The sequence below is a fragment of the Micromonospora zamorensis genome (assembly GCF_900090275.1).
GTDB classification, from domain to species: domain Bacteria; phylum Actinomycetota; class Actinomycetes; order Mycobacteriales; family Micromonosporaceae; genus Micromonospora; species Micromonospora zamorensis.
This window is the reverse complement of the sequence record NZ_LT607755.1, coordinates 6,286,442-6,299,751: the sequence shown is the minus strand read 5'-3', so window position 1 is coordinate 6,299,751 and position 13,310 is coordinate 6,286,442. Positions and strand designations below refer to the sequence as shown.

General features: G+C 70.5%; 10 protein-coding genes and 2 tRNA genes. 3 read left to right on the top strand and 9 right to left on the bottom strand.

The window, feature by feature from the left end; translation table 11 throughout:
• Positions 1–36 precede the first annotated feature (36 nt).
• Both GA0070619_RS28185 and GA0070619_RS28180 read right to left on the bottom strand, forming a co-directional pair.
• The gene (locus tag GA0070619_RS28185; RefSeq protein ID WP_088950816.1) at positions 37–1,413 is read right to left on the bottom strand and encodes an MFS transporter; all 1,377 of its coding nucleotides are present in this window, start codon (positions 1,411–1,413) and stop codon (positions 37–39) included.
• A 58-nt stretch (positions 1,414–1,471) separates the two neighbouring features.
• Positions 1,472–1,732, bottom strand: coding sequence for a hypothetical protein (locus GA0070619_RS28180; RefSeq protein ID WP_088950815.1), 261 nt, complete (start codon positions 1,730–1,732; stop codon positions 1,472–1,474).
• Positions 1,733–1,949: 217 nt separating this feature from the next.
• Here GA0070619_RS28180 and GA0070619_RS28175 point away from each other — a divergent pair, with 217 nt between their 5' ends.
• Positions 1,950–6,401: a cation-translocating P-type ATPase gene (locus tag GA0070619_RS28175; protein WP_088950814.1), complete on the top strand. Its 4,452-nt coding sequence runs from the start codon at positions 1,950–1,952 to the stop codon at positions 6,399–6,401.
• A gap of 63 nt (positions 6,402–6,464) precedes the next feature.
• Positions 6,465–7,265 carry an MBL fold metallo-hydrolase gene (locus tag GA0070619_RS28170; RefSeq protein WP_088950813.1) on the top strand — a complete coding sequence of 267 codons (801 nt, stop codon included), beginning with the start codon at positions 6,465–6,467 and terminating at the stop codon, positions 7,263–7,265.
• Between the two features lie 350 nt (positions 7,266–7,615).
• Here GA0070619_RS28170 and GA0070619_RS28160 read toward each other — a convergent pair whose 3' ends face one another.
• Together GA0070619_RS28160 and GA0070619_RS28155 are read right to left on the bottom strand one after the other, a co-directional pair.
• Positions 7,616–7,924: a hypothetical protein gene (locus tag GA0070619_RS28160; protein WP_231927177.1), complete on the bottom strand. Its 309-nt coding sequence runs from the start codon at positions 7,922–7,924 to the stop codon at positions 7,616–7,618.
• Positions 7,925–7,987: 63 nt separating this feature from the next.
• Positions 7,988–8,362 (bottom strand): YciI family protein, encoded by a 375-nt coding sequence (locus GA0070619_RS28155; protein WP_088952107.1) that lies wholly within the window; start codon positions 8,360–8,362, stop codon positions 7,988–7,990.
• A gap of 315 nt (positions 8,363–8,677) precedes the next feature.
• Here GA0070619_RS28155 and GA0070619_RS28150 point away from each other — a divergent pair, with 315 nt between their 5' ends.
• Positions 8,678–9,163, top strand: a complete 486-nt coding sequence (locus tag GA0070619_RS28150; RefSeq protein WP_172862134.1) for a P-loop nucleotide/nucleoside kinase family protein — start codon at positions 8,678–8,680, stop codon at positions 9,161–9,163.
• Positions 9,164–9,276: 113 nt separating this feature from the next.
• Here GA0070619_RS28150 and GA0070619_RS28145 read toward each other — a convergent pair.
• The 5 genes from GA0070619_RS28145 to gyrA form a co-directional block, all read right to left on the bottom strand.
• A tRNA-Ala gene (locus tag GA0070619_RS28145) sits at positions 9,277–9,352 on the bottom strand.
• 42 nt (positions 9,353–9,394) lie between these two features.
• Positions 9,395–9,523: a DLW-39 family protein gene (locus GA0070619_RS33635; protein ID WP_007453934.1), complete on the bottom strand. Its 129-nt coding sequence runs from the start codon at positions 9,521–9,523 to the stop codon at positions 9,395–9,397.
• Positions 9,524–9,566: 43 nt separating this feature from the next.
• A tRNA-Ile gene (locus GA0070619_RS28140) sits at positions 9,567–9,640 on the bottom strand.
• 150 nt (positions 9,641–9,790) lie between these two features.
• Positions 9,791–10,705 carry a DUF3566 domain-containing protein gene (locus GA0070619_RS28135; protein WP_088950811.1) on the bottom strand — a complete coding sequence of 305 codons (915 nt, stop codon included), beginning with the start codon at positions 10,703–10,705 and terminating at the stop codon, positions 9,791–9,793.
• 4 nt (positions 10,706–10,709) lie between these two features.
• Positions 10,710–13,232 carry a DNA gyrase subunit A gene (gyrA, locus tag GA0070619_RS28130; RefSeq protein WP_088950810.1) on the bottom strand — a complete coding sequence of 841 codons (2,523 nt, stop codon included), beginning with the start codon at positions 13,230–13,232 and terminating at the stop codon, positions 10,710–10,712.
• Between the last annotated feature and the right edge of the window lie 78 nt (positions 13,233–13,310).

Genomic DNA, 13,310 nt, shown 5'->3' with positions numbered 1-13,310 from the left:
GTCGGGCGGTGCCGAATCTGCGGATCGCCAGTCCGGCTACGCGCCCCTGCCCACCACGACACGGCCGGCCAGCAGCGCCCCGAGCAGCGCCAAGCCGGAGGCCACCACCAGGGTCAGCGTGTAACTGGCCGGGCCAGGTGCGCTTCCCGCCGCCAGCACCGCCCCGGTGAGCGCCAGCACTGTCGCCGCGAAGAGGTTGTCGCCCAGTTGCAGCGACGAACTGTTGCGGCCCTGCTCACCGGGGGCGGACAGCTCCAGGGTGAGCACCGACAACGACGGGTAGAGCAGCCCCATGCCGAGGCCGGCGACCGCCCAGCCGAGCACGGCGACCATGATCGGCAACTCGGGTAGGACGGCCAGCGCCACAGTGGCGGTGCCGACCGTGATGCAGGTCAGCCCGGCACGCGGCAGGCTGGCCCGGGAGGCCGGCACCGGGATCCGGCCCTGCAACCAGGAGCCCACCGACCACGCCAGCGCGCCGACCGTCAGGACCAGCCCGGCCGCCGTGGGCGAGAGGCCCCGCTCCCGGGAGAGCATCAACGGGATGACGACCTCGGCGCCGACGAACGCCGCCGACGCCAGCCCGCGCAGCCCGACGACGGTGGGCAGCCCTCGGGCCGCCCGGAGGAACCCGGCCGGCAGCAGGCGGGGAGCGCAGACCAGCAGGCCGACCACGGCGACCGCAATCAGCACCAGGGCAGTGACGCCACGCTGCTGTCCCCCGATGTGCAGCAGTGCGGCGCTCACCGCCGCCCCGCACGCCCAACCGATCCGTGCCGCCGCACCGGCCGCCGGGCTGCTCGCCACACTCCGGCCCAGCGACCGCAGGCCCGGATGGATCAGCAACACCGCCGGCACGGCCACCGCCGGGACCGCCAGGAAGACCCACCGCCAGCCCAGGTACTGCACGATCAGACCGGCGATCGCCGGCCCGACCAGCGACGGTACGACCCACGCCGCCGCGAACGCCGCGAAGATCCGCCGGTGCAGATCCTGCGGGTACGCCTGCCCGACGATCACGTAGAGCGCCACCGAGAGCAACCCTGAGCCGAAACCCTGCACCGCCCGCCCGACGACCAGCGCACTCATCACGGGCGCGGTCCCGGCGATCAGCAGCCCGACGACGAACCACGCGACGCCGTGCCACATCGGCCCCCGAGGCCCTCGGGCGTCGCACCAGATGCCCGAAACCACCATGGCCAGCACACCCGTGGCGAACGGACCACCGAACGCGATCCCGTACAGCGCGAGCCCGTCCAGGCTGCGGGCGACGGTCGGCATCGCCGTACCGACCGCCAGCGCCTCGAAGGCGAGCAACGAGATCAACGCGACGCTGCCCACCGTCATCGCTCGCAGCCGCGGTGCGAACAGTCCCGCTGCGGCGGGTATGGCGGGGGCGACTGTGCTCGGCATGGACCGAGCATGGGACCTCAACCCGGATTCATGTCAATCGCCGGTGACCCGGCTCTCGTCAGGCGTCCTGCAGTGCCCTCCCGACCCCGCGCGCCAGTCCGGAAAAATGCTGGTCTGCCAGCAGGTGACCGGCGGTGACCACCAGAGCGATCGGCCACTCGATGACCTGCAGCGCGGCGAGCACGCCGATCCCGGCGTAGTAGATGACCTTGTCGGGTGGCGGCAGGGCCACCTCGCCCAGCATCGGTAGGTCCATCCGCCGGCTGTACATCTGCACGTTCTCCTGCGAACCGTTGAGGTGTCGCGTCAGCATGCTCATTCCGGCCTCCCCGTGTCCGGTGATGGTCGTCGGATTCCACCGCCCAACCCGTCCATGCTTCGGCGAGGGCGGAAAGTTCCACCACTCGAAGGGCATAACGGACGGCAGGTCGGGAAGCCAGGCCGCCGGACGTGAGGCGGTGGGAGGACGAGATGGCCAAGGTCAGGACCAGCAGCAACAGGGAGCCGGGCCGGCGCCCGTCCAGCCGTACGCCTCGATGACGGCGGCAGGCCGCGCTGCCGGCCGCATCCTGCCGTCCTTCGGCGTGCCGCACCTGGTCGGCGAGGCGTCCCGGACCGTCGGGTCGGCCGCGACCCGGCTGGCCCGGTCGGTCGGGCTCGCCCGGCGTCGGGTCTGGTCCCGTCCCGGTCGGCACCACATCGAGGTGCACGGCGTGTGCCAGGAGGGCGGCGACCAGCTCGCCCGGCAGGTGGAGGGCGCGCTGGAGCGGATGCCCGGCGTGGCCTGGGCCAGGGTGAACGCTCCATCCGGGCGGGTGGTGGTGGCCGTGCAGGCCCCCGAACCGGCTCTGGGTGACCTCATCGCCACGATCAGCCGGGTCGAGCGGACCTGCGACCACGAGCCCGACCCGGAAATTCCGCCCCCGCACCCGCCGGAGGAGGGCCCACACAACCCGCGCACCCTCGGCGCGCTTGCCTCGGACGCGCTGGGCCTGACCCTCTGGGCTGCCACCCGGATCCTGCCGTTCGCACCGTTGCCCGGTGAGGTGGCCGGCGTGCTGTCGGCTGTCGACCTGCAACCGAAGCTGCACGCGTTCCTCGGCAGGGCGTTGCGCTCCGACCCGCGCGCGGAGGTCCTCTTTCCCCTGGCCGAGGCCGTCGTGCAGGGACTGACCGGCCGCTGGACCGGCATCGTCCTCGACAGCGCCCAACGGCTGGTGGAGTGGGGCGAGGACCGGGCCCAGTTCTCCGCCTGGGAGAGGGCCGAACCGCGGTTGACCGGCGACCCCGAGCGTGCCGTCGCCCGATGGCCGATAGCCGACCGTCCCCGACCAAAACCGCACGGCCCGGTCGAGCGGTACATCAACCGGGCCCTCGCCGCCGGCACGGCGGCCGGCGCGGCGGCGGTGCCCTTCGCCGGGCGCAAGCGGGCCGCCGCGCTGGGCCTGTCCGCCCTGCCAAAGGCGCCCGGAAGCGGACGCGAGGGGTACGGCGCCCAACTCGGCCGGATGCTGGCCCGGCGCGGGGTGATCGCGATGGACCGCAGTGTGCTGCGGGAGTTGGACCGGATCGACACGCTCGTGCTGGACGCCGCGGTGCTCGGCTCGGACCGGGGCGTACTGGCCGACCTGGCACCCGTACCCGGTGCGGACGTCGACCAGGTGGCGGAGCGGGCCTTCGCGCTGTTCGACCCCGACGATCCGGCCGCCTCCCGGACGGCGGACGGCTGGCGTCTCGGGCCGCTGGACCAGATGCCCGCTCAGGACCCCGGCAACGTCCCGGACGGCGATCGGCTGCGTTCGGCCGGCGGCCAACTGCTCGGTCTCGCCCACGGTGACCGACTCGCCGCCCTGTTGCGGGTCGAGCCGGAACCCGCACCCGGCGTCGACGGGCTGCCGGCCGCCGCCCGGCACGCCGGTCTGCGGCTGGTCGTGGCGGGCGGCGACGAGCAGCGGTACGGCTTCGCCGATGCGATGCTGCCCGGCGGGGACCAGCTGGCCGAGTCGGTCCGCGCGTTGCAGCGCGACGGCGCGGTGGTGATGCTGGTTTCCGCGGACCGCAGGGCGCTCGGCGCGTCCGACTGTGGTCTCGGGTTCGCCCCGCCGGAGGACCTGCCGCCGTGGGGCGCGCACCTGCTGGTCGGTGCCGACCTGCGGGTGGTGGCCCTGGTGATCGAGGCGACCGGCGTGGCTCGACGCACGGCCCAGCAGAACATCCGGCTGGCCATGGCCGGCACCGGACTCGGGGCGCTGGGCGCGTTCACGGCACCGCCGACCGAGCTGCCCGGCCGGTCACTCGTCGCGGTGAACGGCGCGGCCGGACTGGCCTTCGCGAACGGGGTCTGGCAGGCCCGCCGGTTGCACGACCAGTCGGACACCCCGGCGCCGGTCACGACCCCCTGGCACCTGATGCCCGTCGGCACCGTGCTCGACCACCTGCGCACCACGCCGGACGGTCTGGCCAGCGCCGATGCGCAGCGCCGGCACCACGGCGCCGGCGGAAACGGCGATGCCGGACCGGGCAACGGAGGGCTGCTGCGTGCCTTCGTGGACGAGTTGTCCAACCCGCTCACCCCGGTGCTGGTGGCCGGGGCGGTGCTCTCCGCGTCGTTCGGATCGCTGGTCGACGCCGCGCTGGTGGGCAGCGTCGTCGGTGGGTCCGCCCTGATCGGCGCGGTGCACGAACGCAACACCGAACGGTCACTGGCCGAACTCCTGTCCCGTTCGGCGGTGACCGCACGGGTGCGTCGCGACGGCACCGAGCAGGTTCTCGCCGCCGAGGACCTGGTCCTCGGTGACGTCATCGCCCTTGAGCCGGGTGACTCGGTGCCCGCCGACTGTCGCGTCCTGGAGGCCGTGGGTCTGGAGGCGGACGAATCATCACTGACCGGTGAGTCGTTGCCGGTCGCCAAGTCCAACCGACCGGTGGTGGCCGCCGCGATCGCCGACCGGCACTCCATGTTGTACGAGGGCACCACCGTCGCCGCCGGGCATGGCACTGCCGTGGTGGTGGCGACCGGGCCGGACACCGAATCCGGGCGCAGCCTCGCCCTGGTCAAGCAGGCCCCACCCGCCAGTGGGGTGGAAGCCCGGCTCGGCTCGTTGACCAGGGCGGCCATCCCGTTGGCCGCCGGTTCGGCGGTGGCGGTGGCCGGCGCGGGCCTGCTTCGGGGCGTACCCCTGGCCGAGACGGCGGCGACCGCCGCGAACCTCGCCGTGGCGTCCGTGCCGGAGGGGTTGCCGTTTCTGGTCAGCGCGGCGCAGTTGGCCGCCGCCCGGCGGCTGGCCGAGCACGGTGCCCTGGTTCGCAACCCGCGCACCATCGAGGCGCTGGGCCGGGTGGACGTGCTCTGCTTCGACAAGACCGGCACCCTCACCGAGGGCCAGTTGCTGCTCGCCGGGGTCGGCGACAGCACCGGTGACCGGTACGCGTCGGTGGACCGACTGGACGACCGACTCCAGTTGACGCTGGCTGCGGCGCTGCGGGCCACTCCCGCCGCGACGAAGCCGGAGGAGTTGGCGTTGCAGACCGACCGGGCCGTCTGGCGGGGTGCCGGCGAGGCTGGGGTGGTGGAGCAGACCGGTGCCCCCGGTTGGCAGGCCGCCGGTGGGCTGCCGTTCGAGCCGTCCCGCGGCTACCACGCGAGCGTCGGGGAGACCGACGGCCGCCTGTTGTTGAGCGTCAAGGGCGCGCCGGAGACAGTGCTGCCGCGCTGTTCGGCCCGGCGCACGGACGGCACTCAGGAGCCGCTGGACGATGCCGGCCGCGCGGAGTTGGAGCGGATGCTCGCCGACCGGGCCGGGGCGGGCAACCGGATCCTGGCCGTCGCCGAGTGCACAGTGAACGACCCGAAGGTGACCGACGCCAGTGTTCGCGGGCTGACCTTCGTGGGGTTCCTGGCCCTCGCGGACGGGGTTCGGGAGAGTGCCGCCCCGGCGGTACGCCGGATCCGGCAGGCCGGCGTGCACACCATCATGATCACCGGCGATCACCCCGCCACCGCCGAGGCGATCGCCGCCACCATCAGCGAGCACGACGAACAGCGGGTCGTCACCGCCGGCGAACTCGACCAACTGGACGACGACGCGCTCGCCGAGCGGTTAGCCAACACCGACGTGGTGGCCCGCTGCACCCCGGCACACAAGGTGCGGATCATCCAGGCGTTGCAGAAGTGCGGGCGAACTGTGGCGATGACCGGCGACGGCGCCAACGACGCCCCGGCGATCCGGCTGGCCGACGTCGGCATCGCCCTTGGCCAACGGGGCACCCCGGCCGCTCGCGCCGCAGCCGACCTGGTGGTCACCGACGACCGGTTGGAGACCATCATCGCGACCCTGATCGAGGGACGTGCGATGTGGTCGTCGGTGCGGCACGCCCTCAGCATCCTGGTCGGCGGCAACCTCGGCGAGATCGCGTTCAGTGTGCTCACCGCCGCGGCGACCGGCCGCTCCGCGCTCACCGGACGACAACTGCTGCTGGTCAACCTGCTCACCGACCTGGCGCCGGCTCTGGCCATCGCCGTCCGACCACCAGCGTCGGACCGCACCGACGCGCTGCTGCGGGAGGGCCCGGACACGGCGCTCGGCGAGAGCCTGACCCGGGAGATCGGCCTGCGGGCGGCAGCCACCACGCTGGGCGCGACCGCCGGCTGGACGTTGGCCCGCTACACCGGGCGCCGTCAGCGAGCCGGAACGGTCGCCCTGGTCTCCTTGGTCGGCACCCAGCTCGGCCAGACCATCCTGGCCGGCGGCACCAGCCCGGCCGTGCTGGCGTCCACCGCAGCGTCGCTGGGCGTGCTTGTCGTCGTGGTGCAGACGCCGGGGGTGAGCCAGTTCTTCGGCTGCACCCCGCTCGGCCCGGTCGGCTGGACCATCGGGGCCGGGTCGGCGCTCGGCGCCACCTTCGCCAACGGCGCGCTCACCAAGCTGATGGAACACGTGCCGCAGGCCCGACCGGACAGGAACGGCGCCAGCGGTTCCGAAGGCTGAGCACCGAACCAACCCGCATGCTCAGGGCTCGCCGGGGTACCGCAGCCGGAGGAGGTGGGCAGGATGGCGGAGCAACCACAGGTGACGTTCATCGGTACCGCGACGACGGTGCTGCGGATCGGCGGGTTCACCCTGTTGACCGACCCGAACTTTCTGCACCGCGGCCAACGGGCGTACCTGGGCAAGGGTTTGTGGTCGCGCCGACGCACGGACCCGGCGCTGCGCATCGCCCAGCTCCCGGAGCTGGACGCGGTGGTCCTCTCCCACCTGCACGGAGACCACTTCGACCGGGTGGCCCGCCGGGAACTGGACCGCGACCTGACCATCGTCACGACCCCGGCGGCGGAACGCAGGCTGCGTCGCTGGGGCTTCCAGGCCGCCCAGGGCCTGCCGACCTGGTCGTCCCGGGAGCTGCACCGCGACGGTACGACGCTGCGGCTGACCTCGATGCCCGGACAGCACGGACCGGGTGCTCTGGACCGGCTGATGCCCGACGTCATGGGCACGATGATCGACGTGGAGCGCTCCGGGCGGCGCGAGTTCCGGCTCTACGTCACCGGCGACACGCTCAACCGGCCGCTGCTCACCGCCATCCCCGAGCGCTACCCGGACATCGACGCGATGCTCATCCATCTCGGCGGCACCAAGGTCGCCGGGATCCTGCTCACCATGGACGCCCGGCAGGGCGCCGACCTGGTGGAACTGGTCCGCCCGAAGCTGGCCGTGCCGATCCACTACGACGACTACCCGGTGTTCCGCTCGCCGCTGGCGCACTTCGTCGACGAGGCCCGCCGCCGCGGCTGGGTGAAGCAGGTACGCACCATCGCCCGCGGGGAGACCGCCCCGCTCACCCCGCCCTCCTGACCGCCTCCGTCGCTCTGGTCCTCCCGACCGCCGATCGGACAGAGCCCAGACACGGCGATCGCCGCCCACCCGGGGCGGCGATCGAGGAAGGGTGCGACGGTCAGCTGCGCTCGGAGATGGCCTCGATGAGGTCACCCACCGGGCGCTCCGGCAGGGAACGGGCCACGTCGGCGACAGCCACGATGCCGACCAGCTCATGCCCGTCGATCACCGGCAGCCGGCGTACCTTGTGCTGGCCGGTTGTTGTCGTTCCTCCTACCCCGGTCCGGCACGGCCATACCGCCCACCTTTTGTCACCGCGTGCCCGCGCCGTCACCGCGCGTCCCAGCACTTACTGCTCGTTCCAGCCCTCACTGCTCGTCTGGGGGGAACGGGTCCCGGGCCGGGCCCTGCTCGGTCCAGCAGAGGCCGCCGCGAAACTCCACCCCCGGGATGCCGTCGGTAAGGCGACTGATCCTCACGAGGTCCGACACGGAAGCGGCGAGGTCCGATCGAAGCTCCTCGACCGCCGTCTCCAGGTCGTCCTCCTCTGTGGACCAGTCGATGTCGGCCGCGCGCAGGTCGGCGACCGCTTGGCGGGTGATCGACGCCGGGTCGGTGACGATCACGTCGACCCGGCAGTAGATGTGCATGGTGACGGGTGCCGACTGTTGATCCATGCACGGATCATGACAAGGGCGGCTCGAAAATGGCAGGTCCCTTCGAGTAGACCTCGTCGGGAGTCACCCCCGGCTCCCGGCCTGACGGATCATGGCGTCCGTCTCGGGGTCGGGCATGAGCTCCCGGACCTCCTGCGCGCAGCGGCAGGCGGCGGCCATCTTCGCAGCCCACGCCAGCGCCTGCTCGCGCGTGGCCACGTCGACGACCGAGAACCCTCCGATGACCTCCCTGGTCTCCGGGTAGGGGCCATCGGTGACCGTCCCGTCGGTGGCCACGATGCTCGCCTGCTGCCTTTCGAGTCCGCCGCCGTACACCCACACGCCGGCGTTCACGGCCTCCTGGACCACCGTGTGCGAGGCCTTGCCCACGTCGGGCATCTCTTCGGCGGGGATGTGGTCCATCGCGCCGTCATTGAACGAGATCAGGTACTGCGTCATCCTCATGACCCCCTTGTCGCGGCGGCCTCCTCCGGCCACCTCTCGTCTGCTCTACGAACGACTCGCCTCGGATTCGACACTGTGCCAGAAGAATCTCGCAGGATCTGTCCGCTCCGCTCTCGCCGCTCGTCCGGCTTTCGCGTGAGCTGGGAGGTCTCAGGTTGCACCCCTGGTGATGGTCACCACGCTTCCTCAACTCTCCCTAATTCGCCGGCACGCTACGCGACAAGCTCGACCATCACACCGACCCAACCACCTGAGCGACCTCTGGTGACCTCGGCTTGTGGCCTGTCAACGCATCGATAGGGTGCCCACGTGGACCAGTCAAGACCGGTGGTGTATCTCCTCGTGGGGCTACCGGGCTCAGGGAAATCGACCTACGCCCGGGCGCTGGAACTCACCGGGGTGGTTCGACTGTCGGTCGATGACGTTCTGCAGGCACGACACGGTCGACTTGCGAAGGACTACCCAGCCGATCGCCACGTCTCCCTGCTGGGTCCTGTCGTCGAAGAGGTGCGGCGGCAGCTCATCGAACTGATCCGGAGCGGCCGCTCGGTCGTTCTCGATCACGGCCTCGGGCAACGCCGCGAGCGCGACGACTACAAGCAGCTTGTCGAATCGCTCGGTGCTGACTGGCGTCTGCTGCACTTCCGCGTCGATCAGGCCGAACTGAGGCGGCGCCTCGCCATCCGAAATGAGGATGCCGCGTCCGGCATCATCACGCCTGAAACGCTGGATTGGATCGCAGCCGTCTCAGAGGAGCCACGTGGCGAGGGAGAAGAGATCGTCGCCGCGACCTAGCCGATCGAGCGGGTCACCGTCGTCGGGCTGCCTCTGCGATCGAGCGTGCAGGGCCAGGAGAGGAAGGAGTAACCACTCGCTGCACTCGGGATCGAGATCAATCAGGGAAGTGCTGGTGGAGCCCAGGGGACTCGAACCCCTAACCCCTGCCTTGCAAAGGCAGTGCTCTGCCAGTTGAGCTAGGGCCCCGTGAGTGGCCGTGGCGTCGATCGCTCGTCGCCGGGCCGGATGTCAGCGCAGGTCGGGTGCGGTGGTCGCCTCGTGCCACAGGGCACGCTCGTCGTTGGCGGCCTTGACCTTGTTGAAGACGACGGCAGCCACGCCGACGACGCCGGCCAGGATCAGCAGCTTCTTGAACATGGGGCGACCCCTCGCGCTCGACTAGCGTCGGACGACAATGCGGTGGGGCTAGATGGAATCGAACCATCGACCTCAGAGTTATCAGCTCTGCGCTCTAACCGACTGAGCTATAGCCCCGCGTTGCGACGAGCAAGATTAACCCATCCACTCTGCCGGCCCCAAATCGGGGTCCGACCCTGCGAGCCGGGCCGTCGTCGCCTGCAAAACCTACCCGAGTACGGGACGCCGGAGCGACCGCATTCCGCGGTGCCCCGGCGTCCCGGTCACTCAGTCGCGCTCGGCGAGGGTCAGCTCGATCCCGCCGACCAGGTCGGCGCAGACGTTGTAGACGAACGCTCCCAGCGTGGCCAGCGCGGTGAACAGCACCACGTTGACCAGGCCGATGAGCGCCGAGCTGAGGATCACGCCCTTGGCGGTGATCTGGAACCCGCTGGTGCTCTCTCCACCACCGGCGTTGACCAGGTCACTCAGGCTGTCGTTGACGCTCTGGAACACACCCATCGCGTCCAACGCCAGGTACAGCACCGAGGTGGCGACCACCACGACGATGAAGAGCACCACCGAGACGGCGAATGCGAACTTCATCACCGACCACGGGTCGATCCGCTTCAGGTTCAGCCGGGCCCGGCGCGGTCCGCGGGAAGCGGCCGAGCTGACCGAGGTACGCGCCGCGCGTACCGCATCGCCAACGCGGGCTGCCCCGACGGCGGACGCGTTGCCGATGCCGGGCGGCAGGCCACCGCCGCTGGCCGGGCGGCCGGCAGCGGCCGTACGCGACGCGTCCGACTGCGGCTGGGTCATGCCCGGTGTGATCCGCGGCTGGGTGCCGGTGGACCCGGCAGACGCCGCCTGGCCGGGCCGGACGTTGATCGGCTGGGTTGTCGCCGGACGGGCCGAGGGTGGCGCCGCCGCACCCGAAGGTGTGGCGGCTGCCGACGTCGGCGCCTCGGCACCGGACGTCTTCTCGGTCTTGTCGGCGGCCCCAGCGTCCTCACCGGCCGGCTCCGGCGGGGGTGTCATGCCCGGAGCCCTCGTGAATTTCGGGGCAGGCGCATCGGCGGGGACCGTAGCCCGGCCCACGGCCGCGCGGCCGGTCGCTGGTGTGCCGCCCTTGGCGGCCTCCTCGTCGACCGGGTTGGCCGAGGTCCCCGTGTTCCCCGACTTCGCCTGTGTCTCCGTCATTCAACTAGTCCTGTTCGTCAGGCTCGTCGGCATTGCGAGCAATCGCCACGATAGTCACGCCGTCCGGGAGGTCCATCAGCTTGACCCCCATTGTGTTCCGGTCACGCGTACGGCGTACAGGCTTCACCGGAGTCCGAATGACACCACCATTGCTGGTGATCGCGAACAGCTCGTCGTCCGGATCGATCACCACCGCGCCGACCAGACCACCGCGCCGCTCGGTGATCTTCGCAGTCAACACGCCCTTACCTCCCCGGCCCTGCACCGGGTATTCCTCGATCGGGGTCCGCTTCGCGTATCCCCCGTTCGTGGCCACCAGAACGTCCAGGCCGTCCCGGACGACCTCCATGGCGAGCAGGACATCGTCGTCCGTGAAGCGCATACCGATCACACCCGAGGTGGCCCGGCCCATCGGCCGCAACGCCTCGTCGGAGGCGTTGAACCGGATCGCCTGTGCCTTCTTGGAGACCAGCAGCAGGTCGTTCTCCGGCGCAACCAGAGCAGCACCGACCAGCTCGTCCTCATCGCGCAGGTTGATCGCGATGATGCCGCCGGAACGGTTGGAGTCGAACTCCTCGAGCCGCGTCTTCTTCACCAGGCCGTTCTTCGTGGCCAGTACCAGATAGGGGGCTACCTGGTAGTTCGGGATCTCAATGATCTGCGCTATCTGCTCGTCGGGTAGGAAGGCGAGCAGGTTGGCCACGTGTTGGCCCTTGGCTACCCTACTGGCCTCCGGCAACTCGTATGCCTTGGCCCGGTATACGCGTCCCTTGTTCGTCAGGAACAGGATCCAGTCGTGGGTCGAGCAGACGAAGAAGTGGCTGACGATGTCGTCCTGCCGCAGCGTGGCGCCGCTGACGCCCTTACCGCCGCGCCGCTGCGAGCGGTAGAGATCGACCTTGGTGCGCTTGGCATACCCGGTGCGGGTGATCGTGACGACCACGTCCTCGCGGGCGATGAGGTCCTCCATCGAGACCTCGCCATCGAACGGGATGATCTTTGTCCGCCGTTCGTCGCCCCACTTGGCGACGATCTCGCCAAGCTCCTCCGAGATGATTCTCCGCTGCCGCTCCGGTTTGGCGAGGATGTCCTTGAGATCGGCGATCTCGATCTCGAGCTTGGCCAGGTCGTCCACGATCCGCTGCCGCTCCAGTGCGGCGAGCCGGCGCAGCTGCATGTCCAGGATCGCGGTCGCCTGGATCTCGTCGATATCCAGCAGCCGGATCAGGCCCTGTCGGGCGTCGTCCACGGTCGGCGAGCGCCGGATCAGCGCGATCACCTCGTCCAACGCGTCCAAGGCCTTACCCAGACCGCGCAGGATGTGCGCCCGCTCCTCGGCCTTCCGCAGCCGGAACGCGGTCCGCCGGCGGATCACGTCGATCTGGTGCTCGACGTAGTAGCGGATGAACTGCGCCAGGTTGAGCGTGCGCGGCACCCCGTCGACCAGGGCCAGCATGTTGGCGCCGAAGGTCTCCTGGAGCTGGGTGTGCTTGTAGAGGTTGTTCAGCACGACCTTCGCGACCGCGTCGCGCTTGAGCACCAGGACGATCCGCATACCGGTACGACCGGAGGACTCGTCGCGGATGTCGGCGATCCCGGCGAGCTTGCCCTCCTTGATCAGCTCGGCGATCCGCTCGGCGAGGTTGTCCGGGTTGACCTGGTAGGGCAGCTCGCTGACGACCAGGCAGGGGCGGCCCCGCTTGTCCTCCTCGACCTCCACCACGGCGCGCATCCGGATCGAGCCGCGACCGGTGCGGTAGGCGTCCTGGATCGCGGTGGTGCCGACGATGAGGCCGTGCGTCGGGAAGTCCGGACCCTTGACGATGCCGAGCAGGGCCTCGAGGGTGGTCTCCTCGTCCTCCTCCGGGTGCTCCAGGCACCACTGCACCGCCGCGCCGATCTCCCGCAGGTTGTGGGGCGGGATCTTGGTGGCCATGCCGACCGCGATGCCCTCGGAGCCGTTCAGCAGCAGGTTGGGGATCCGCGACGGCAGGATCGTGGGCTCCTTGGCCCGCCCGTCGTAGTTGTTCTGCAGTTCGACGGTGTCCTCGTCGATGTCCCGCAGCATCTCCATGGCGAGGGGGTCGAGCTTGCACTCGGTGTATCGCATGGCGGCAGCCGGATCATTACCCGGCGAGCCGAAGTTGCCGTTGCCGTCGACAAGCGGGTATCGCAGCGACCAGGGCTGCGCCATCCGGACCAGCGCGTCGTAGATCGACGAGTCGCCGTGCGGATGGAACTGACCCATCACGTCACCGACGACCCGGGAGCACTTCACGTAGCCGCGGTCGGGACGGTAGCCGGAGTCGAACATCGCGTAGAGGATCTTGCGGTGGACCGGCTTGAGGCCGTCCCGGACGTCCGGCAGCGCGCGACCGACGATGACGCTCATTGCGTAGTCGAGGTAGGAGCGCTGCATCTCCACCTCGAGCCCGACCGGTTCGATCCGGTCGTGCGCGACCACCGCGGCGATGGCCTCGGTGGGAACCTCGGGCTCGTTCGGTGTGGACTCGGGAGAATCGGTCACTGTATACCCTTATCAGACTCAGAGTCGTTTTCGTGCTGTGGATAACCGCTGTGGATAGCGGCCAAGCTGTGGATAACT